This is a genomic window from Virgibacillus sp. NKC19-16 (assembly GCF_021560035.1).
Lineage (GTDB): Bacteria > Bacillota > Bacilli > Bacillales > Amphibacillaceae > Virgibacillus_L > Virgibacillus_L salidurans.
This window is the reverse complement of sequence record NZ_CP074373.1, coordinates 2,658,908-2,681,809: the sequence shown is the minus strand read 5'-3', so window position 1 is coordinate 2,681,809 and position 22,902 is coordinate 2,658,908. Positions and strand designations below refer to the sequence as shown.

Here is a 22,902-nt window from a genome sequence, read left to right as displayed (position 1 = left end):
CATTTCACAAAACCAACCTAGCCCCGCTCAGCAACACTTTTCCCAGCCAACTGCATCACCGTCATATCATCCATCGGAGGGTTATGCAATCCAGCACGCACGTCACGATAATAACGCTGCAGGGGATTTTGTCTGGATAGACTCCGTGCACCAGCCACCCTCATTGCTAGATCAACAACTTCCACCGCTTTATTCACAACAGATAATTTTACCGCTCCGAGTTCCGGCTTCATTGCCTGACGCGCTTCTTCATCACTTTCATCCCATTTCCGGGCAACACCATACAGAAAATGCTCGCTCTCCATGAGGAGTAACTCCATCTCGCCGAGTTTTTGTTTTACATTGGGCAGCTCAGAAATGGTTCCCTCAATACTATTCGGTGAATAAGTTGCTGCAAAATCAACCGCATATTCCTGAGCCGCGCGGGCAATTCCGAGATAGCACGTGGGAATATGTAACAGCCATCCAGCAGCTCGCTTTTTCCCAGGAGTCAAATATTCCACAAGGTCTCCGTCTTCCACATGTACATTTCCCAAAAGAAGGTCATGGCTTCCGGAACCTCGCATCGCAATCGAATCCCATGTTTCGTCAATAGAAACACCATTTCTTTCCCGTTTAATCAGGAAATTACCAACATTCTCCGTTCCGTCAATCGAAGCACTGACAACAAAATAATCAAGAATTGGCGCCATCGTCGTAAATGTTTTTCTTCCATTAATGACCCAACCTGAGTCTGATTTTTTCGCCACAGTTTCCGGTTTTCCTCCACGTGTAGGACTTCCGGTTGCTGGCTCGGAAGCGGCGTTATTCAATAATGCTCCTGTTTCTACCACGTCATGCGCAAATGCGGCGTATTTTTCTTCTTCCCATATATCGTTTTCTCCCATATGTTTGGTTATTCCCATATGCCAACCAATCGAAAGCGCTGTAGATCCGTCTGCTTTGGCAATCGTTTCTTGATACGTAAGTAGCTCATAAAGCGAAATACCTAAGCCGCCATATTTTTGCGGAACCGTTAAAGCAGGGTAACCGATTTCTTTTAGATCCTTAAAATTATCAAATGGAAATGTTGCTTCCTCATCATGCTTTTTTGCGCGCTCGGAAAAGACGTTCACCTTCTCTTCCAATGCTTTTATTCGCTCTTCCATCGTTTTATAATCGATCAATTTCATTTGCAAATTTCCTCCTTTTTATTCCTGAGAAAAATAGTTGGATTTATATATTTCATTATTTCATATAGCATATCAATAGGCAATATGTTAGCATATATATGGAAGCGCATTCATAATTGAGGACTCCTTAAATGACTTAAGTATGATATAAAACGAAAATTACTAGAAAAAAGTACCTAGAAAATTTTAGAGACATATTGCCTTTTTGAAAATATTCACATATAATCACAGTAATATATTAAGTTTTATTACGGTTTAAATTTAGAATTTAGCGAACTTTTATACTATGAAATAATAAAAAAAAAAAGAGTGAGATATGAATAACTAACACGAGCGTAAGAACAACGGTTTCACTGTACATTAAATTAACAGAAAATTGAGGATAAATAGCAGCTTTGACCAATCACTAATATTTTTTAAAATGAGTTATCTGAACGTTCCTTTGATAATTAATATTATCACTAGGAGTTAGTTTGGGAAAAATAGCACACGGATACACGAGCGAGTAGAACTTTCAATGAATGCAGGCAGATCAGCTCCCCATTCACCCGTTAACAGATTAAAAATACTTGCGAGGGGGATTAAATTGAGTAAATCTCTATTGGAAATTAAAAACCTGAAGACATCATTTCGGATTCAAGATGAGTATTATGCAGCAGTTGATGACGTGTCCTTAACACTTCATAAAAATGAAGTACTTGGAATCGTTGGAGAATCTGGATCGGGAAAAAGTGCCCTAGCTTTTTCGGTAATGGGACTACATAATCGAGCGAAAATTGAAGGAAATATTAAGTTTAACGATACAGATATTGCTAGCGTATCTCCGTCCAAACTGAATAAATTGCGCGGAGATGATATGGCCATGATTTTTCAGGATCCACTAACGGCCTTAAATCCGCTTATGGAGGTCGGAGCGCAGATTGGGGAAACGCTCATTCTCCATCGATCCAATATGTCACAGAAACAGCGTAAAAGTAGAATTATAGAATTGTTGAATTTAGTTGGAATTCCACACCCGGAACATGTTTATGAACAATTCCCGCATGAACTTTCCGGTGGCATGAGGCAACGTGTTGTTATTGCGATTGCGATTGCAAACAACCCGGAACTCTTGATAGCGGATGAGCCGACGACAGCTCTTGATGTTACGATTCAAGCACAAATCCTCGATTTGATCCGGGATTTAAAAGAAGACATGCAGGCCGGAATCATTTTAATCACACATGACTTAGGTGTTGTTGCTGAGATGGCAGATAGAGTTGCGGTCATGTATGCGGGGCAAATCGTTGAAGTGGCAGATGTACATACATTGTTCAAAAGGCCGCTCCATCCATACACGAGATCACTCCTGAATTCTGTACCTAATACACAGGAAGGACAAGATAAACTTCATGTGATTCAGGGAATCGTACCATCATTGCAAAAGTTGCCAAGGCAAGGCTGCCGTTTCGCATCTCGAATTCCGTGGGTGGATGCTTCCGCTCATGAAGAAAATCCTGAACTGCATGAGGTGAGTCCCGGTCACTTTGTACGTTGCACATGTCACAGGCAATTTTACTTCCCGGATGCGAGCAAGGAGGGTCAGACACATGGGGTTTCTTGAGGTTGAAGATTTAAAGGTTCATTTTCCAATTAAAGGTGGAATTTTTAATCGGACGGTGGGACATATCAAAGCCGTTGATGGTGTTTCTTTTTCCGTGGAAGAGGGGAAAACCCATGGCCTTGTTGGTGAATCTGGTTCAGGTAAAACAACAACCGGAAGAGCGATTATTGGCTTGAATGATATTACTTCAGGCAATGTAAAATTTGAAGGGAAAGACATAACCAGTAAAAAAAGCAAGACATTGGATTTTCGAAAAGATGTTCAAATGATTTTCCAGGATCCATATTCTTCGTTGAATCCTAGAAAACGCGTCCTGGATATTATTGCAGAACCAATTCGTAATTTTGAAAAGCTCTCCAAGCAGGAAGAGAAGAAGCGTGTACAGGAACTACTGGATATCGTGAACTTGAGTCCGGAAAGTATTTTGAAATATCCACATGAGTTTTCCGGTGGCCAGCGTCAACGTATAGGTGTTGCCAGAGCAATTGCTTTAAGACCGAAGCTGATTATCGCAGATGAACCGGTATCTGCGCTTGATGTATCTGTTCAGGCACAGGTGTTGAACTTTATGAAGGATATTCAAGAAGAATTAAATTTAACGTATCTATTTATTAGTCATGACCTTGGGATCGTGAAACATATGTGTGATGACATAGCGATCATGTACAAAGGACGCTATGTTGAACAGGGGACAAAAGAGGACATTTTTAATCATCCCCAGCATATTTACACGAAACGTCTCGTTGCGGCGATTCCTGATATTGATCCAGGGAGACGTGCGGAACAATTCCAATTTCGCAAAGAAGTACAGAAGGAATATGAGCATTCCTATGACGATTATTTTGATAACGAAGGCTTGGCTTACGGCTTAAAACCTGTATCTAATACACATCTCGTAGCCTTGCCGGGGAAAGGTTGATAAATAGATGTGGAAATTTATTGTGAGACGACTATTAATAACGATGCCCCAGATCCTTGTACTCAGTGTTCTAGTTTTTTTAATGGCACAAGCGATGCCAGGGGATGCACTCACAGGTCAAATTGATCCGAATGTTGATAGAGAAACGATAGAGGAACGTAGACAAGCTCTCGGCCTGGATGATCCGTGGCATATTAAATACGCGGATTGGATAACCGGAGCTGTTCAAGGGGATTTAGGACAGTCTTTTCGCTTTAAAATGCCGGTTACAGATATCGTTGGAGAACGGATTGTAAATTCCTTCTGGCTTTCTTTAGTGACATTAATCTTCACCTATATTATTGCCATTCCACTTGGGATTACGAGTGGACGCTATAATGATTCATTACTTGACCAAGGTATTACAGGATACACCTATTTAGGGTTTGCAATACCATTATTTATTTTTGCCCTTATTATGCTTTGGGTCTTTGGCTTTATGCTTGGTTGGTTCCCTACCAGTGGAAGTGTAGCTCCCGGGCTTGAACCTGGATCATTCGATTACTTCTTGAGCAAATTATATCATTTAATATTACCTGGGATATCCATGGCGCTGATTGCCACGGTAAATACAGTTCAGTATTTAAGAAGTGAAATTATAGATACAAAACAAAAAGACTTTATTATTACAGCGCGAGCAAAAGGGGCTTCTGAATCCAGAGTATACAACAAACATATTCTAAGAAACTCGTTACTGCCAATAGCAGCATTTTTCGGCTTTGAAATTACGACTCTAATCGGAGGGACTATTTTTATTGAACAGATCTTTAGTTACCCAGGGATGGGACAACTTTTCCTTGAATCAATTACGTTACGTGATTACAGTGTTGTGACCGCTGTCGTTCTGTTGTTCGGAATTGCATCAATCTTAGGGGCTTTACTTTCTGACATTATTTTAAGTCTTGTTGACCCGCGTATCCGTATTAAATAAGAAATTGTAGATACTGAGGTGAGAAAAATGGAAATGAATAATTATAATATGGATAATCAAACGCAGGATTCAACGAAAAGCCCGTCCGGACTTCGTATCTTTTGGCGTGAAATTGTCAAAGATAAACTGGCTTTAATATCACTGATATTTTTAATTTTAATTTCGACGTTTGTATATGGTATTTCCATCTTGCTGGATCAGGATGAGATTGTAACGGTTGATTTATTTGCCATACACGAGCCGCCCTCCGATGAATTTATTTTAGGTACAGACTATGGTGGCCGTGATGTTTTCGGTCAGCTCATTATTGGTACTAGAAACTCTCTTTCTATAGGTATCCTGGTTACATTAATGACAGGAATTATCGGCGTCGCGTTTGGGGTTATTTCCGGATATTTTGGTGGACATACAGACAACGTAATGATGCGTATATTGGACTTTTTCATGATTTTGCCAATGCTAATGGTTGTAATTGTATTTGTATCACTTGTACCAAATTATTCCATATGGACATTTTCATTCATTATGACTGCGTTTTTGTGGATGGGGATTGCCCGACTGATAAGATCAAAAGCATTGCAGGAAAAGGAACTGGATTATGTTCAGGCTTCCAAAACACTGGGAACCTCAAATTTTAAAATCATTTTTTCACAGGTTCTGCCAAATATAACCTCTTTAATTGTTGTAACAATGACATTGAATCTTGCAGCAAATATTGGACTGGAATCAGGCCTATCATTTTTAGGTTTTGGTTTCCCTGAAGACACACCAAGCTTAGGTACACTTTTAAGTTATGCCAGAAACCCGCAGACGCTTGAGTTCAGGTGGTGGATCTGGTTACCTGCAGCAATATTGATTTTCGTATTGATGCTTGCTGTACGAAATGTTGGCGAAGCGTTAAAAAGAGCTGCTGATGCAAGACAAAGAAGGGGTTAAATGACTTTGGACATAGAGTAATGTGGTTATTCTATTAAGGGGAGGTGAGTGTCCCTGAAACGGTAATATTTTGGGTGCTTACATCAATATATGTGTATTGATGTTGCATTATATATTGTCGGTCGGCAAACTAAAATCTGATCGGCGAAAATGAACAATTAAAAAGGGGAGGTTAAAGGGATGGGAAAGACGGGTTTAAGCAAGTTACTTTTTGCATTAATGCTTGTTTTCTTACTGGTGTTGGCAGCATGTAACAGTGAAACTGGCAGTGAAGAGACTGATGATTCAGGTTCAGATCCAGGAACAGAGGAAGAAGGTGCGGAAGGTGGGTCAGATGATGACCTCTATTCCATTGAAGATTTTTCTCCGGAGAAAGTTACTGACGGAGAAGTGATGGACGGTGGCACGCTTAATTATGGTGTTGTTTCGGATACGGTATTTGCAGGAACATTGAGCTATAATTTTTATGAGGATGCTTTAGATGTTGAAGTTATTGACTGGTTTGATGAATCACTGTTGACTGTTGATGAAAGCTATAACTATACAAATGATGGTGCTGCCACATTTGAAATGAGTGATGATGGTACTGTATTCACATTTACCATCCGAGATGAGGTGAACTGGCATGACGGGGAGCCTGTGACAGCAGAAGACTGGGCATACTCCTTTGAAGTTATTGGACACCCGGATTATACTGGGATTCGCTATGATGCAAGTTTTATGAATATAGAGGGTATGGAAGCTTATCATGATGGGGAGGAAGATTCGATTTCCGGTATTGAAATAATTGATGAAAAAACACTTGAAATTACATTTTTAGAAGCAGGCCCATCACTACTGGCAGGTGGAATTTGGTCTTATGCCACGCCGAAACATGTGTTTGAGGATGTTCCGGTAGCAGAAATGGCTGAGTCACCAGAAGTTCGTGAAAATCCAATCGGTATGGGACCATTTAAAGTGGAGTCCATCGTTCCAGGTGAATCTGTAACCTATACAGCAAATGAGGACTACTGGCGTGGGGAACCGAATCTAGACGGTGTTACCTTGCAAATAGTCAGCCCGGAAACGGTTGTTCAATCTCTGGAAACAGGGGAAGTCGATATGGTTGATAGCTTTCCGGCAGATCAATACCCAGATGTAGAAGAGAGTTTAACTAATGTTGAATTCCTCGGTCGTGTGGGTCGTGCTTATACGTATATTGGATTTAAATTAGGTGAATGGGACGCTGATGCAGGTGAAGTTGTTCCAGATGATAGCATGAAAATGTCAGATGTGAATTTACGTGAAGCTATGTGGTATGCAGTAGACAATAATTCAGTAGGTGAACAATTCTATAATGGGCTTCGTTGGAATGCGAATACACTTATTCCACCATATCACGCAGAGTATCATGATGAAACAATTGAAGCTCCGACCTATGATCCGGAACAAGCAAATCAAATTCTGGATGAAGCAGGATATGAAGATGTAAATGATGATGGGTTCCGTGAAACTCCTGATGGGGAAGAATTAGTAATTAATTTTGCATCCATGTCGGGTGGAGACACAGCTGAGCCAATTGCAAACTATTATATTCAAGCATGGGAGCAAGTTGGGTTGAAGGTTGAGCTTTTAGACGGTCGTTTGATTGAAATGAACTCTTTCTACGATAGAGTGGAAGCAGATGACCCTGATATTGATATATATCAAGGTGCTTGGCAGGTAGGCAGTGATGTAGATCCTGCTGGTTTATATGGATCTAATGCAGCATTTAACTATTCACGCTATGCAAGTGAAGAGAATAATGAATTACTAGTTGAGGGAGCCTCTCCGGAAGCAATGGATCTTGAATATCGTAAAGAAGTTTATAGTGAGTGGCAAGAACTCATGGTTGAAGAGATCCCTGTATTCCCAACTGTGTATCGTGCGGAATTAGTACCTGTTAATAACCGTGTTGAAAACTGGTCAATTGAAGAGAGCGCTAATGTTTATAGAAATGAACTTGGTGTAACAGCAGAAGAACCAGAAGTAGCCCAATAATTGCAAGATGAAGAGGACTCGCCGCGGTGGGTCTTCTTTTTTTTGCCTACGGGACTGAACAGTGCCTGTCACGCCCCGCTTTTTGTCAATATTTGTCGAATGTTTTGGGGGAGGATGGGTAATTTTCATCTTAAAAGTTTTTATTGTTTCAAGTAGTATGGATATAAGGCAATTCCCTCAGAGGAGAGTGAACAGGATGACACAGAAAATTGCGGTTGCTGTTATTCACGGTGCTGGTACGCCGGATGAAGATTTTGCGGATGAAATAATTACACGTGTTTCTCGAAAATTTGCGAAAAAACTTTCCATTAAAGATCCCGAGCAGGAATTGGTGTTTGATTCTGTTTTTTGGTCTTCCGTATTTGAGCCAGAACAGGCCGAACTATGGAATAGATTGCAAGATAGTGCGGATCTGAATTACAAACGATTGCGTCGGTTTGTGATTGAGTTTCTTGCGGATGCTATTGCCTATCAGCCGACAACATTAGGGAATCAAAATTATGATAAGGTCCATTCCCTTGTAGCTGCATCCATTCAAAAATTGAGAGATAAGGCTGGACCGGATGCCCCGTTATGTGTGATCAGCCATAGTCTCGGATCGATTGTTGCAAGCAATTATTTTTATGATTTACAATTTGCTCGTGAGAATGTGGGAATGGAGACAAGAAAGTGTATAAGCAATTCACCAATTGAGCAATCCGAAACATTGGCCTTATTTTATACGATGGGCAATCCAATGGCGCTCTGGTCATTAAGGTATATTGATTTTGGCTCACCGATTACAGTTCCCTCTCGGGCGATCCGGGAATATTATCCGTTTATCCAAGGGGAATGGGTTAATTTTTATGATAAAGATGATGTGCTTGCTTTTCCGCTAAAAGGACTGAATCAAGCTTACAATATGGCTGTTACAAAAGACTTGCAGGTGAATGTCGGAGGTTTATTTACAAGTTGGAATCCGTTATCACACACGCGTTATGACACCGATGATTCCGCTATAAATCCGATTGTTGATGGATTGGTTAGAACATGGAGATCTATTAATGGATAAGGTATAATGAATAGGAGGATTTTCAAAGGAGGATGTACGTAATGAGTGAAATGGATAACGCTAAAAAATTAGTTGGAGAAGAAGCAGTAAAATACATAGAAGATGGGATGAAGGTGGGCCTAGGGTCAGGATCCACGGTATACTGGATGATTAAGAAACTTGGTGAATATGTTGAGCAAGGATTGGATGTAGCCGGTGTGCCAACATCAGAAACAACAGCGCAATGGGCAAAGGAATTCGGTGTTCCTTTAACGGATTTCTCTGAAACAAAACAGCTTGATGTCACCATTGACGGAGCGGATGAAGTTGATGAAAATTTACATCTTATCAAGGGAGGCGGCGGAGCGCTACTGAGAGAAAAGATTGTTGCCTCAGCGGCTAAATCGTTCATCATAATTGTCGATAGTTCAAAAAGGGTAGCTCAGTTAGGCGCATTCCCTTTGCCAGTTGAGGTCATTCCATTTGGCTGGGAAGTGACGGCAAACAACATTTCAACATTAGGCTGTGTACCTAAATTAAGGCAAAAAGATGGGGAAGTATTTGTCTCTGATAACGGAAATTATATTTTAGATTGCCCTTTTGATAAAATTTCTGATCCTGTAAAATTACATAAGGAATTGAAATCGCTTGTCGGTGTCGTGGAATCGGGTTTGTTTATTGGAATGGCGGATAAGATTGTTGTTGGTAAGGATGATAAGGTAGAGGTTATTTCGAAGGGGTGAGTTTGGTATTTGATGAAGAAATAACAGGGTTCAGTCCAAAAGATTATTTATAATAGTTAAGCTTGTTTACCATCCAATAGGGTGGTTTTTTCTTGTTAAATTTCTGGTTGACAAGCTTGTGTTGTTATTCGACAAATTCCGGGGCGTGACAGTACTGTTAGCTATTCCATTATTTTTTTCTTTTAAGAAATGGCTAATTGGGTATATTATGATAGAGGTATAGGAATAGGAGTGGTTATTTTTGGTATTTGTCATTTTTATCTTAGCAGCTGGAGTTACCGTTTATACTGCAATGAAATTATCGAAATATGCTGATGTGATTAGTGAGAAGACCGCTATGGGCGGTATGCTTGTTGGTACAATTTTACTGGCGGGGGCGACGTCACTGCCGGAGGTTACCACAAGTTTCTCAGCGGTGGTAATAGATAATATTGATATCGCAATTGGTAATATGCTTGGTTCCAATTTATTTAATTTATTGATCCTTGCTGGTTTTGACCTGTTTTTTAGGAGAAAACAGTTATATCATCTTGTAAGCAGAAATCATCTCTATTCGGCTATCCTGGGGCTATTTTTAATGCTGATGGTTACCTTGGCGCTTATTCTTAAAATTGATTACACCATCATTGGAATAGGTGTGGATTCCCTTATGATTCTGATTGTTTACATAGTCGGGATGATTGTCATCAGCAAGATGCCTTCACCAGAGGGAGATGAGGATGCGAATAAGGCGGACAAGCAGCAGGAAGGGACCGAGAAAAAGTCAATTTCTGTAAAACGGGCTGTGATAGGTTTTATAATCGCTGCTGTCGTTATCATGATAGTTGGAAGTGTGCTTTCTATCACTGGTGATCGTATTGCGGTCATAACAGGGCTTGGATCGAGTTTTGTTGGAAGTATTCTGATAGCAGCAACAACGTCGCTGCCGGAAGCAGTTTCTGTGTTCGCAGCATTTCGTTTAAAAAATGCGAATTTAGCAGTTGGATCTATTTTAGGAAGTAATATGTTTAATATGGTGATTTTAGCTGTATCTGATGCGGTTTATCAAGGCGGAGCTATCTTAACAGATGTATCTCATTCTAATATATACACCGCTATTGGGATCTCAGTACTGTCAGCTGTCCTTATTTGGGCACTAATGCGAAATCGCTCCATGTCATTATGGTCCTATAGTATTCCTTCCATTTTAACGGTGATCGGTTACTTTGTAGTTTCCTATTTTATCTTTATGGGATAGGAAAAATGGTGCGTGAGTATTTCGACAATATATGACAAATTTCGGGGCGTGACAGGCACTGTTCGGTGTTGTATAATTGGCTGCAGGAGAGGTTCTTAGCTTTTAACCCTCTATAAAAAACTAAGTCATGTGCTGCGATTGGTATGCCATGTGCCTTAGGGTGCATGGCATTTTTTAATGAAGAACGAAGGAGGTTTTGAGTGTGAAGGAACAGGATTTTTCAAATCTGACGTTATTGGGAAGTCAGGATGTGAAATATAACTTTGATTATGCACCGGAAGTATTGGAAACTGTCGATAATAATCACCAAAACAGGGATTTTTTTGTAAAATTTAATTGTCCGGAATTTACGACATTGTGCCCGATTACTGGTCAGCCTGACTTTGCAACAGTGTATATTAGTTATATTCCAGACACGCAAATGGTTGAAAGTAAGTCTTTGAAGCTTTATTTATTTAGCTTTCGAAATCACGGTGATTTTCATGAGGATAGCATGAATATCATTATGAATGACTTAATCGACGCGATGAATCCACGTTATATCGAAGTATGGGGGAAATTCACACCACGGGGTGGCATTTCCATTGATCCGTACTGCAATTACGGGAAGCCGGAAACGAAGTATGAACAAATGGCGGAGCACCGCATGATGAATCATGATATGTATCCGGAAAAGATAGATAATCGCTAGAAATGAATTAGAGGGTTGGCTTTGATTTTCTCTGAATAGGAGAGGACCCGAGATATATGTTTATTTATTTAAATGCATTATTTGTTGGGCTGTTAATTGTGTCCAATATTTTAGGTGTGAAATTGTTTCGTATTGGTGAATTTATTTTACCAGCAGCGGTAATCGTGTATGTCGTAACGTTTATCATTACGGATGTAATCGGCGAAGTATACGGCAAAGATGCAGCGCGCAAAACGGTTCAGGCAGGATTTTTCACACAAATTATTGTAATGATTTTTATCTTTATTGCGATTCAACTGCCTGCTGCTCCAGCTTTTGGATTACAAGCAGAATTTGAAACCATTCTTGGTGGGAGTTTCCGGGTGATGCTTGCTAGCCTTTTGTCGTATATTGCCAGTCAAAATCTGGATGTCAGCCTGTTTCACCGATTAAAAGCAAAACATGGGAAGAAGAAGCTATGGCTGCGAAATAATGTATCCACAATGACCAGCCAACTCGTTGATACAACCATTTTCATCATAATTGCATTCTGGGGCACAGTACCGTTCACCGTCCTTCTCGGGATGATCGCAACCCAGTATGTATTTAAACTGATTGTTGCCTTGGTTGATACACCAATAGTTTATTTACTGGTGAAAATCGCCAGAAAATCGAAACAGGAACAAATGAATCCTGAAGTAGTACGTCCTTCTTAAACAGGAGGGCGTATTTCTTATATCTGTGCTTTCGACACAATTCGGGGCGTGACAGGCACTGTTCGAGGTATACATCCGAGGTCCTGCGCTTACCGAATTAATTCTTGAATTTTTAAAATATAGTGATATAATAGTGTTTAGAATGATATTGCTTACATGATGCGCACCTTTTATCGATTATATTTAAGGGAGTGGTTCGTTTGGCAAGTAATCGTGGAGTAGTTTATGTCAAGCCAGGGGAAGTGGAAATACAGGATATTTCGTATCCGGATTTGATTCTGAGGGACGGGCCTGGTGTCAACCCACTGAATGTAGGCAGGAAATGTAATCATGGTGTTATTGTAAAAGTTGTAACAACGAATATCTGTGGCAGTGACCAGCATATGGTTCGAGGAAGGACAACCGCACCAAGCGGCTTAGTTCTTGGTCATGAAATTACAGGTGAGATTGTTGAAATTGGCAGTGATGTTGAATTTATGAAGAAAGGGGATCTTGTGTCTGTCCCGTTTAACATTGCTTGTGGACGTTGCAGGAACTGTAAGCAGCAAGATACACATATTTGTCAAAATGTAAATCCGGATCGCCCTGGTTCAGCGTATGGTTATGTTGATATGGGCGGATGGGTTGGCGGTCAATCCGAATACGTCATGGTGCCATATGCAGATTTCCAACTTTTAAAATTTCCGGATAAAGATCAAGCCATGGAGCGTATTCTTGATTTAACCATGCTTTCGGATATTTTTCCAACTGGATATCATGGAGCTGTAAGTGCTGGTGTAAAACCTGGGTCAACGGTTTATGTAGCAGGAGCAGGTCCTGTTGGTTTGGCTGCTGCACACTCGGCACAATTACTGGGAGCTTCTGTCGTAATCGTTGGTGATTTAATCGAAGAACGATTAGCACAAGCAAGAAGCTTTGGCTGTGAAACGGTAAACTTAAAAGAGCATGCTAATCTTGAAGAGCAAATCGAGCAAATATTACGCGAACCGGAAGTGGATTGTGCGATTGATGCGGTCGGTTTTGAGGCGAGCGGTCATGGAGAAGACGGCGGAGAAGCACCTGCAACGGTATTAAATTCGGTAATGGGTATCACGAGAGCGGGTGGCCGTTTAGGGATTCCAGGACTTTATGTAACTGGTGATCCTGGTGCTGAAGATAAAGATGCACAAGAAGGAACCCTGAAAATCCGATTTGGATTAGGATTCGCAAAGGCGCATACATTTGTAACTGGACAAACCCCTGTAATGAAATACCACCGGGATTTAATGCAATCTATTTTAAGTGGTAAGGCACAAATTGCAAAAGCTGTAAATGCTACACTAATTTCACTTGAGGAGGCACCTGCTGGATACAGGGCATTTGATGGTGGAGTTTCTAAGAAGTTTGTTATCGATCCACATGGGATGGTGGGAAGTTAAATCAAACCGAAAAATATTTCTCATACGAATTGACAGCGATTACATCATATGATATTGTATTAATACAAGTTAATCACGTGGTGGAGATATGGAGACCCATACTTTAATAGTACTTTCTCGGGGAGAGGTATGTCTATTGAGTATGGGTCTTTTTTCTGCATCATAAATAGTTAACTAGATTGATAATGAAAAGGAGTGTTAAACATGCCTGAATTTTTAGCTGAACTGATTGGTACAATGATCCTCGTTATTTTTGGAGGTGGTGTTGTCGCCGGAGTTGTGTTGAAAAAGTCTAAAGCTGAAGGAACCGGATGGGTACTGATTACACTTGCCTGGGGTCTAGGTGTTACGATGGGTGTATATGCAGTTGGTAATTTTACTGGTGCACATATTAACCCTGCCGTAACATTAGGATTTGCTATAACGGGTGATCTCCCATGGGCAAAAGTTCCAATGTATATGAGCGCACAGGTAATTGGGGCTTTTATTGGTGCGATTATTGTTTTCTTAAATTACCTGCCACATTGGAAGGAAACAAAAGATAAAGTTGCCAAAAGGGATGTGTTTTCAACAACGCCAGCCATACGCAGCCCATTTTCCAACCTGGTCAGTGAAATGATTGGTACATTCGTCCTTGTGATGGGTCTTCTGTTTATTGGTGCGAATGAATTTACAGAAGGGTTAAATCCTTTAATCGTTGGTGCTCTAATTGTTGGGATCGGGATGTCACTTGGGGGTGCCACCGGATATGCGATCAATCCGGCTCGTGACCTTGGCCCAAGAATTGCGCATGCGTTGCTTCCGATTCCCGGAAAAGGTTCATCGGACTGGAGTTATGCTTGGGTCCCAATCGTAGGTCCACTACTTGGCGGTGCATATGGAGCAGTATTTTACCAGGCCATGTTTGTAGGTGAATTTTCCATATTGTTCTGGATCTTAAGCGCTGTAGTTGCTATTATTCTAGTAGGTGCTGCCAGTTCGGAATTGAAATTGGGGAAGACAAAGGCAGATAAAGCAGAAAAAAATATTGTATAGGAGGAGATTAATATGAGTGAAAAATATATTTTATCATTAGATCAAGGTACAACGAGTTCACGTGCGATTTTGTTTAATCATGATGGGGAAATTGTGGAAACAGCCCAGCGAGAGTTTGAGCAATTTTTCCAAAAGCCAGGTTGGGTAGAGCATGATGCCAATGAGATATGGACATCCATACTTGCTTGTATTTCAGAAGTTTTACGGAAATCGGATGCGGATCCTAGTCAAATTGCTGGAATTGGTATTACAAACCAACGGGAAACGACGGTTGTTTGGGATAAACATACTGGAAAACCTATATATAAAGCAATTGTGTGGCAATCCCGTCAAACCGAATATATTTGCAGGGAATTGGATGATCAGGGATATAGTGATGTCATTCGGGATAAAACCGGTTTGTTAATCGATCCTTATTTCTCCGGTACGAAGGTGAAATGGATCCTGGATAATGTGGATGGTGCAAGGGAAAAAGCAGACAATGGGGATCTATTATTTGGTACCATGGATACATGGCTGGTTTACAAGCTATCCGGTGGGAAAACGCATATTACGGATTACTCTAATGCTGCCAGAACATTGATGTTCAATATCTATGATCTGAAATGGGATGATGAATTACTCGATATTCTAACCGTTCCAAAGAATATGCTTCCGGAAGTTCGTCAATCCTCAGAGATTTATGCCGATACGGTTGATTATCATTTCTTTGGCCATGAGGTTCCAATTGCCGGTATTGCAGGTGACCAGCAAGCAGCATTGTTTGGTCAGGCATGTTTTGAAGAAGGAATGGTAAAAAATACGTTTGGAACAGGCAACTTCGTATTAATGAATACAGGAGAAAAACCAATAAAATCAGAGCATGGCCTACTCACCACGCTAGGTTGGGGTGTAGATGGCAAAGTAGAATATGTGCTTGAGGGCAGTATTTTTGTAACCGGATCCGCCATTCAATGGTTGCGTGATGGTCTGAAGCTTGTCAATGAAGCGCCGGAAACGGAAAGTTATGCAACACAGGTAGACTCCACAGAAGGAGTTTATATGGTGCCGGCGTTTGTTGGACTTGGCTCTCCGTATTGGGATAGTGACGCGAGAGGCGCGGTATTTGGATTAACGCGCGGAACGACGAAAGAGCATTTTATTCGCGCAACACTGGAATCACTTGCCTATCAATCGAAAGACGTTGTAGATGCCATGATTAGTGATTCAGGGATCGATTTAAAAACATTGCGTGTAGATGGCGGCGCTGTTAAAAATGACTTCCTCATGCAATTCCAGAGTGACATCCTCGGCGTATCCGTCGAACGTCCGGTCATCCAAGAGACGACAGCACTTGGCGCAGCATATCTTGCCGGCCTTGCTGTTGGTTATTGGAAAGATAAAGAGGAAATTGCCAAACAATGGAAAAACGAAAAGACGTTTACAAACCAGTTTGATGAGGAAAAACGTAATGAGCTGTATGAAGGTTGGAAGAAGGCAGTAGCGTCTACAAGAACTTTTAAATAAAACTGCTGATAGAGGCCAACTATTATCTTAGGGTTGGTCTCTCTTTTTCATAGGCTGTTTTCTAGAAGATTGGGACAGCACCAGAGGTTCGTTTCACCGAAAATATTTGTTGGTTTTGGCATAAAAGATATAGATTGCGACGTAAGTGCTTGTTGATTTCCGCTCCGGACCGTTGCGCACCTTAGGGCACGGCTTCAGCCTCCTCGCGGAAGACCACCGCTGCGGGGTCCTCAGACACGTGCTTTTCCCGCAGGAGTCAACGGTCCTCCGCTCCAATCAACTATCAAAAGTGGATATCTGTAGCTGGATTTTAATAGGCACAACACCAGCGAAGGAAATACATGGAGACTCCTGCGGGAGCAGAGGCCTAGGTGAGACCCCACAGAGCGTAGCTCGAGGAGGCTCATCAGCCGCCCGCGGAAAGCGGAATGTATTTCCGTAGCGGTGGATAAAAGCATCTATCTTAATTGCAAGTTACGTCGCAGTTTACATCAACTCCGAAGATTTAAAAGTAGCAAAGTATATGAAAACAGCCTTTTCATAAATCGAAAGAGGAGTGCATCCGTTTGAAAAAAATTATTAATGATCCGAATCAGGTTGTACAAGATATGGTTAAGGGAATGATTGCAGCATACCCGAATGACTTGAGGCAAATTCCGGGGACGATGGCAATTGTTAGAAGTGACGCTCCGGTAAAAAATAAAGTCGGACTTGTCAGTGGCGGCGGGAGCGGGCATGAACCTGCACATGCTGGATATGTAGGAAAAGGGATGCTTGACGCTGCTGTAGCCGGAGAAGTTTTTACATCACCGACGCCTGATCAGCTGCTTGAGGCGATTAAAGCGGTTGATAGCGGATCAGGTGTGTTTCTAATTATTAAAAATTACACTGGTGATGTGCTGAATTTTGAGATGGCGGCCGAATTAGCAGAAGCAGAAGGAATCCAGGTGGAAAGTGTCATTGTAAATGATGATGTAGCCGTTGAGGACAGTGATGCGACTACTGGCAGAAGAGGAATCGCTGGAACGGTGTTGGTTCATAAAATTGCTGGTGCAATGGCTGAAGAAGGTGGTACCCTGGAAGAAGTAAAAGCCGCTGCAGAAAAAGTAGTGGCAAATATACGTTCTATCGGGATGGCGTTGACACCTTGCACAGTACCAGCTGCAGGAAAGCCAAGTTTTGAACTGGAAGAAAATGAGATGGAAATTGGGATCGGGATTCATGGAGAATCCGGGATTGAACGAAAACAAGTCGCAACTGCGGATGACATTGCCACAGAGCTAACCGACAAAATATTAGCTGACATGGAGTTTACAAGTGGTGACGAAGTGGCTGTCATGATAAATGGGTTAGGTGCCACACCAGAAATGGAACTCTATATCGTTAACAGCAAAGTCCAGGATATTTTAGCAGAAAAAGATATCCATGTTCATAAAACATTTTTCGGAGAATACATGACCGCACTGGAAATGACTGGCTGTTCGGTCAGTCTCCTGAAATTGGATGATGAACTGAAATCCCTGCTTGATGCCCAGTCACGTCCGGTTGCGTTTCGTTCGTAGGAAAGGAGAAAAATCATGGAGTTTCAAGCACAAGATGCGATACAATGGATTGGATTAACCAATGAAAAAATACAAGCGAATAAGGAGTATCTCACATCGCTCGATCAGGTCATTGGGGATAGTGATCATGGAATTAATATGTCACGCGGATTTCAAGAAGCCGTAAATAAAATTTCTGGAGAATCATATGACACTGCCTCTGATGTCTTAAAAGATGTCGCAATGACACTTATGTCTAAGGTCGGCGGAGCATCCGGGCCATTATTTGGGACATTATTTTTGAAGTTGTCGACAACGTTTAAAGGGAATGACCCAGTTGATTATGCTACATTCACTAGCGGCCTTGAAGAAGCGCTGAGTGGTGTCATGCAGCGCGGAAAAGCGACAAAGGGTGAGAAAACGCTTGTTGATGTATGGGCTCCGGTTGTTGAACATTTCAAACAGGAAAACGCTTTTCAGGCAGACAAAATCTTAGAAGTAGCAAAAACGGCTATGGAAAATACAAAAGATCTCATGGCTACAAAAGGTCGGGCAGCCTATTTCAAAGAAAAATCAATCGGCCATATTGATCCAGGTTCTGCTTCGTCCTATTACATTTTCGAAGCACTCGCAGAAGCAGAAGGAGGATACTAATCATGGCATATGCAGGTATTGTTTTAATTTCCCATAGTTCGAAAATAGCTGAAGGCATCAAAGATTTAATTACGCAGGTTGTGAAAGAGGTGCCTATTGAAGCAGCAGGAGGAACGGAAGAAGACGATATCGGGACAAGCATTGATAAAATTCAAGAAGCAATAGGGCGTGCTGACACGGGCAAAGGTGTGCTGCTTTTTTACGATATTGGCAGTGCAAAAATGAATGCAGAAATGGCAATGGAAATGGCTGATTCAGAAAACATTCAATTAGTGGAGGCGCCACTGGTAGAAGGATCCTATACAGCGGCTGTGGAATCAGGTATGGGTAAAAGCGTGCAGGAAGTTCATGATGCTGTGGTGAAATCATTTTAGATCAAGGAAGCTTGCTTAAAGTTAACAGTACCATCAGTTATGAAAATAAATGCCACAACAAAAACTCCCCCGAGTACAAGAGCTCGGGGGAGTTTTGCTTGCTTACACGTCTATTGTGCTATTTTAGTAACTCCATCTTTCACTTTCGTAACCCAGCCAAATGGATCTTCCTCTCTTCCATATTGAATGCCGGTTAACGTATCATATAATTTTTTCGCTACTTCCCCTGTTTTTTCACCGTTAATAAGAAAATCATTATTATTCCAGGTTATTTGACCAATTGGGGAAATAACTGCTGCTGTTCCCGCACCAAATGCCTCTTCAAGCAATCCATCTTCATGGGCTTGCTGCAGTTCTTCCATCGAGATTTTTCGTTCTACAACAGGAATGTTCCAATGTTTCAGGAGCTGGATCACCGAGTTTCTTGTTACCCCCTCCAGAATACTACCGTTTAGGGCCGGTGTAACAACTTCTCCGTTAATTTTAAAGAAAATATTCATGCTGCCTACTTCTTCAATATATTTCTTTTCAACACCGTCTAGCCATAGCACTTGAGCAAATCCCTTATGGCCGGCAATCTCTTGGGCCTTAAGGCTTGCAGCATAGTTGCCACCGGTTTTCGCCTCACCGGTTCCGCCTTTTACGGTACGGACAAATTCGTTTTCCACTGCGATTTTTACCGGGTTGATGCCTTCTTTGTAATAAGCACCAACAGGTGACAGGATCACAATTAGCTTATAATGGGCTGATGGTGCCACACCTATATAGGATTCGGTGGAAATGATGAATGGGCGAATATACAGCGTGGTTCCTTCTGCTTCGGGGACCCAGTCCTGATCTACAGAGATAAGTTTTTTAATTGCCTGTATTACAAAATTCTCATCAACCTGTGGGATACAAAGTCGATCGTTGGAATGATTTAAGCGCTGCATGTTTTTTTCCGGACGAAATAATTGCGTGTCTCCATCAGACGAGAGATAAGCTTTCATCCCTTCGAATACAGATTGACCGTAATGAAATACCATAGAAGACGGGTCGATGGTAAGCGGCTGATATGGTACAATACGCGCATCATGCCATTTGGATTCTTCTGAATAATCCATGATAAACATATGGTCCGTGAATACTGTCCCGAACTCCAATTGATCAGTATTTGGTTTTTCTTTCTTTACAGCACAATGATTTACTTGAATATTTTGTGCCTCCATGTCAACATCCCCTTGTTGTTAAAGTATTCTTACTATAATAATCCATTTTCACTTTTTATTCAATAGGTATTTTCACTTTTTTTATATGATTTAGACGAAGACTCCTTCAAATTGCGGTTCTCAGCGATTAGTGGGAGATGAATCGCCGCAAACGAGAAAAAGTAGAAAAGATTTTAAATAATGCAGTTAGATCATTGGAAACGACTGTTCGGATATTGTATAATAAAATCAAAGAATGAAAGGGGTGTTGTGTATGACTATAAAAACTTATTTTTCGAACAGAATCTATAAAAATACATTGAATAGTAGTGTCGTAGAAGATACACAACACACCCTTTTTACGTTTAATCAAGCAAAACATTTTCGTGTGCAGGAAGAAGTCCGCCAGAAGCGTGGATCAAAGGTTAAATCAAAACAATCCGTTCACCTTAGTGTAAAAGCAAAGTACGCATTAAATGATTACTACACAAATAGTGTCGTCCAGGAAGGAAAAGCACTACTTTCTTCGCAAGAAGAACTCACGAAAATGTATATTTCTAATAAAAAAGAACAGATAAAATCTGTTAAAAAGAAAATCAAAAACACTAAGTCAAATCTTACGGTTTTAAAGAAAATTAAGGGTTCTTTCATTAAAGGGACTCCAAAATTTAATAAAATTTCCCGCGAACAACAAAAAGGGAACTTTTTTGTTGTGGAATATAAAAATAAAACAGACATTTATTATAATAGTTATGATTTTGAGCATCTCTATATAGATGTGAAAATCAAACAATTAATTTCTCTTTTGGGGCGTTTGCGTTTTAGATTAGATAGGTTGCAAAAACAAATTTCTAGTCTACGAAGTAACACGAAAAGCGTTTGTTTTGGTTCGAATAAACTTGCAAAAGCAAGAACGACTACGCAAAAATATCAAACAAATCGAGAGCTTTGGAAGCAGGATTGGTATTTAGCTCGTTATGGAAAAATGACTATTTCCGGTAGAAAAGATGCAAAAGCCGGTAATTTTGTTTTTATCTATGATCCAGATAACAATGCACTTTCGTTTAAAGCTATTAACGGAATTGTTGTAAAGTTTGACAACATTGTTTTTCCCTACGGCCAAGAAAACGTAGATAATGCTGTTCGCATGCAAATGAACTTAAAGAACAAAAAGGCATTCGGAAAACCAATTGGCTGGTCGATCGAAGATTGTGGTGAATATTATATTGCCAAAGCTTTAGTTGATGTGCAACCAAATCCGTATGTTAACCACTCCAAAGATAGTGGAATTATTGGTTTGGATCTAAACGTTGACCATTTTGCTGTATCTAATACGAACGCTATCGGTCAGCTCATCGAATCTTTTTCGATAAAGTTTGACATTCATAATAAAACAACCGGTCAACTGAAAAAAATTATCGAAGCCGAAGCTATCGATTTCGTTGATTATGCCGCCCAACATAAAAAGCCAGTTGCACTAGAAAAATTAGATACGACGAAATCCAAAGTCAAAAATCCTTATGGAAATAAGAAAGCAAATCGACTAATGAGTCAATTCGCTTATAATATTATGATAATTGCTATTAAAAGCCGTGCCGACAAGATGGGCGTGGAGGTTTACGAGGTAAACCCTGCCTATACGAGTCAAATTGGTAAAATGAAATATATGAAACGTCTTGGAATTTCTATTCACGAGGCAGCTTCGTATGTCATTGCTCGCAGGGCGATGGGCTTCAAAGAAAAACTCCCACCGGTGTTGCATTCGCTTGTTCCAGAGAAGAAACAAGGTCTACATCACTGGGCGCAATGGGCGTACATTTCGAACTCCCTGTCTAATATTCGTAAAAATACGTTCTATCAGATAGAGCTTTCTAGATTAAATGGGTTGTGTTCTTGGGACACACTATTTTCTCAAGATGCTTTGACAGATTTTGAGAAAACAGGTCTGTCTAAATTAGAAAGCAGAAAATCCAAGGCTTAGTTGAGCGAGCATTGGTTCTGGCCTATTCTTTTGAATGGGCTCAAAATCCCCCACCAATTCTTTGAATTGGTGGGGGGAGGTTCAATGAATTAAGTTAATTATACCTGTTAACAAGAAAAAAATAAACCTACCTTTTTCATCCCGAGTATGATAAAATCGTTAATTAAATTATTAGAATTTCTAATAGTTTTAAAAAAAGAGACATGCAGGGGGAATGAAAAATGAAGACATTGGAAAAAGTTAGTAATTTTGCGGGGAGCACGTTTGCGATTTGGGTTATCCTATTTGCGTGCCTTAGTTTCTTTTTCCCGGGCGGATTTACATGGCTTGCACCATACATATCGCTGCTGCTTGGGATTATTATGTTTGGAATGGGGCTTACACTTTCTGTGAGTGATTTTAAAAGTGTGTTTCAAGCACCGAAAAGCGTTCTTATTGCGGTTGTGGCTCAATTCACTATTATGCCACTGCTTGCACTTGGACTTGCGCTCATTTTTCAGCTTCCACCAGAAGTGGCCGTTGGCGTTATCTTGGTAGGCTGCTGTCCAGGTGGTACGGCATCCAATGTGATGACATTTTTGGCAAAAGGGAATACGGCTTTATCGGTGTCGGTGACCGCTGTATCAACACTATTAGCACCGATATTGACGCCGGCGTTGACCTTGCTGCTTGCAAGTCAGTGGCTGCCAGTTTCTGCTGGAGATATGTTCCTGTCCATTGTCCAAATTGTTTTGGTTCCGATCGTTTTAGGAATCGTTGTCCGCTTATTATTCCGCAAGCAAGTGGAGAAAAGTGTTGCGGCGTTACCGCTTGTGTCGGTAGTTGGTATTGTAGGTGTTGCTGCAGCCGTTGTATCAACGAACACCGAAGCGATTGTTACCACAGGTCTGCTTATTTTCAGTGTCGTTGTGTTGCATAATGTACTCGGACTCCTGCTCGGGTTTGTGTTAGCCAAATTACTGCGGTTGGACTTTTCGGATCAAAAAGCCGTTTCCATCGAGGTAGGCATGCAAAACTCCGGCCTTGCCGCAGCGCTTGCATCTGCCCATTTTTCACCGGTCGCAGCTGTACCAAGTGCACTTTTCAGTGTTTGGCACAATATTTCCGGTCCTATTTTGGCAACATGGTGGGGGAAACGGAGTGAAGGCGATGATTCATTTCAGGATAAAAAGGTGAGCTAATTTTGTTGCT

20 protein-coding genes and 1 riboswitch are annotated in these 22,902 nt (G+C 41.0%); of the genes, 18 read left to right on the top strand and 2 right to left on the bottom strand.

Features of this window, described 5'->3' with window-relative positions:
* Nucleotides 1-17: 17 nt before the first annotated feature.
* Nucleotides 18-1,172, bottom strand: coding sequence for an acyl-CoA dehydrogenase family protein (locus KFZ58_RS13745; protein WP_235791866.1), 1,155 nt, complete (start codon nucleotides 1,170-1,172; stop codon nucleotides 18-20).
* Between the two features lie 586 nt (nucleotides 1,173-1,758).
* Between KFZ58_RS13745 and KFZ58_RS13740 the strand changes: the two genes are divergently transcribed.
* The 16 genes from KFZ58_RS13740 to dhaM all read left to right on the top strand — a co-directional run bounded on the left by KFZ58_RS13740 (nucleotide 1,759) and on the right by dhaM (nucleotide 18,543).
* A complete protein-coding gene (locus tag KFZ58_RS13740) occupies nucleotides 1,759-2,775 on the top strand; it encodes an ABC transporter ATP-binding protein (protein WP_235791865.1) in 1,017 nt (338 codons plus the stop codon).
* The gene (locus KFZ58_RS13735; protein WP_235791864.1) at nucleotides 2,762-3,694 is read left to right on the top strand and encodes an ABC transporter ATP-binding protein; all 933 of its coding nucleotides are present in this window, start codon (nucleotides 2,762-2,764) and stop codon (nucleotides 3,692-3,694) included. Before KFZ58_RS13740 ends, KFZ58_RS13735 begins: the two co-directional genes overlap by 14 nt.
* Nucleotides 3,695-3,701: 7 nt before the next feature.
* Nucleotides 3,702-4,664: an oligopeptide ABC transporter permease gene (opp4B, locus tag KFZ58_RS13730; protein ID WP_235791863.1), complete on the top strand. Its 963-nt coding sequence runs from the start codon at nucleotides 3,702-3,704 to the stop codon at nucleotides 4,662-4,664.
* Between the two features lie 27 nt (nucleotides 4,665-4,691).
* A complete protein-coding gene (locus KFZ58_RS13725) occupies nucleotides 4,692-5,600 on the top strand; it encodes an ABC transporter permease (protein ID WP_235791862.1) in 909 nt (302 codons plus the stop codon).
* A gap of 180 nt (nucleotides 5,601-5,780) precedes the next feature.
* Complete coding sequence (gene opp4A, locus KFZ58_RS13720; RefSeq protein WP_235791861.1) at nucleotides 5,781-7,619, top strand: oligopeptide ABC transporter substrate-binding protein; 1,839 nt, start codon at nucleotides 5,781-5,783, stop codon at nucleotides 7,617-7,619.
* A 196-nt stretch (nucleotides 7,620-7,815) separates the two neighbouring features.
* A complete protein-coding gene (locus KFZ58_RS13715; protein ID WP_235791860.1) occupies nucleotides 7,816-8,670 on the top strand; it encodes a chemotaxis protein in 855 nt (284 codons plus the stop codon).
* 41 nt (nucleotides 8,671-8,711) lie between these two features.
* Entirely contained in the window at nucleotides 8,712-9,392 is a 681-nt protein-coding gene (gene rpiA / locus KFZ58_RS13710) for a ribose-5-phosphate isomerase RpiA (protein ID WP_304956800.1), read from the top strand.
* Between the two features lie 241 nt (nucleotides 9,393-9,633).
* On the top strand, nucleotides 9,634-10,629 hold the full coding sequence (locus KFZ58_RS13705) for a sodium:calcium antiporter (protein ID WP_235791859.1): 996 nt from the start codon (nucleotides 9,634-9,636) through the stop codon (nucleotides 10,627-10,629).
* A gap of 82 nt (nucleotides 10,630-10,711) precedes the next feature.
* Nucleotides 10,712-10,759: riboswitch (PreQ1 riboswitch) on the top strand.
* A 72-nt stretch (nucleotides 10,760-10,831) separates the two neighbouring features.
* The gene (queF, locus tag KFZ58_RS13700) at nucleotides 10,832-11,320 is read left to right on the top strand and encodes a preQ(1) synthase (RefSeq protein ID WP_370642289.1); all 489 of its coding nucleotides are present in this window, start codon (nucleotides 10,832-10,834) and stop codon (nucleotides 11,318-11,320) included.
* 56 nt (nucleotides 11,321-11,376) lie between these two features.
* Nucleotides 11,377-12,015, top strand: coding sequence for a queuosine precursor transporter (locus KFZ58_RS13695; protein ID WP_235791857.1), 639 nt, complete (start codon nucleotides 11,377-11,379; stop codon nucleotides 12,013-12,015).
* A gap of 200 nt (nucleotides 12,016-12,215) precedes the next feature.
* Nucleotides 12,216-13,433 carry a formaldehyde dehydrogenase, glutathione-independent gene (gene fdhA / locus KFZ58_RS13690; RefSeq protein WP_235791856.1) on the top strand — a complete coding sequence of 406 codons (1,218 nt, stop codon included), beginning with the start codon at nucleotides 12,216-12,218 and terminating at the stop codon, nucleotides 13,431-13,433.
* Nucleotides 13,434-13,637: 204 nt separating this feature from the next.
* Nucleotides 13,638-14,468, top strand: coding sequence for an MIP/aquaporin family protein (locus tag KFZ58_RS13685; RefSeq protein WP_235791855.1), 831 nt, complete (start codon nucleotides 13,638-13,640; stop codon nucleotides 14,466-14,468).
* Between the two features lie 12 nt (nucleotides 14,469-14,480).
* Nucleotides 14,481-15,974, top strand: a complete 1,494-nt coding sequence (gene glpK / locus KFZ58_RS13680) for a glycerol kinase GlpK (RefSeq protein ID WP_235791854.1) — start codon at nucleotides 14,481-14,483, stop codon at nucleotides 15,972-15,974.
* 566 nt (nucleotides 15,975-16,540) lie between these two features.
* Complete coding sequence (gene dhaK / locus KFZ58_RS13675; RefSeq protein WP_235791853.1) at nucleotides 16,541-17,536, top strand: dihydroxyacetone kinase subunit DhaK; 996 nt, start codon at nucleotides 16,541-16,543, stop codon at nucleotides 17,534-17,536.
* A gap of 15 nt (nucleotides 17,537-17,551) precedes the next feature.
* Nucleotides 17,552-18,169, top strand: coding sequence for a dihydroxyacetone kinase subunit DhaL (gene dhaL / locus KFZ58_RS13670; RefSeq protein WP_235791852.1), 618 nt, complete (start codon nucleotides 17,552-17,554; stop codon nucleotides 18,167-18,169).
* 2 nt (nucleotides 18,170-18,171) lie between these two features.
* On the top strand, nucleotides 18,172-18,543 hold the full coding sequence (dhaM, locus tag KFZ58_RS13665) for a dihydroxyacetone kinase phosphoryl donor subunit DhaM (protein WP_235791851.1): 372 nt from the start codon (nucleotides 18,172-18,174) through the stop codon (nucleotides 18,541-18,543).
* Nucleotides 18,544-18,653: 110 nt separating this feature from the next.
* Here the strand turns inward: dhaM and KFZ58_RS13660 are convergent, their stop codons facing one another.
* A complete protein-coding gene (locus KFZ58_RS13660; protein WP_235791850.1) occupies nucleotides 18,654-19,751 on the bottom strand; it encodes a branched-chain amino acid aminotransferase in 1,098 nt (365 codons plus the stop codon).
* Between the two features lie 253 nt (nucleotides 19,752-20,004).
* Here KFZ58_RS13660 and KFZ58_RS13655 point away from each other — a divergent pair, with 253 nt between their 5' ends.
* Nucleotides 20,005-21,711, top strand: a complete 1,707-nt coding sequence (locus KFZ58_RS13655; RefSeq protein ID WP_235791849.1) for an IS200/IS605 family accessory protein TnpB-related protein — start codon at nucleotides 20,005-20,007, stop codon at nucleotides 21,709-21,711.
* A 221-nt stretch (nucleotides 21,712-21,932) separates the two neighbouring features.
* Nucleotides 21,933-22,892 (top strand): bile acid:sodium symporter family protein, encoded by a 960-nt coding sequence (locus KFZ58_RS13650; RefSeq protein WP_235791848.1) that lies wholly within the window; start codon nucleotides 21,933-21,935, stop codon nucleotides 22,890-22,892.
* Nucleotides 22,893-22,902: the final 10 nt, after the last annotated feature.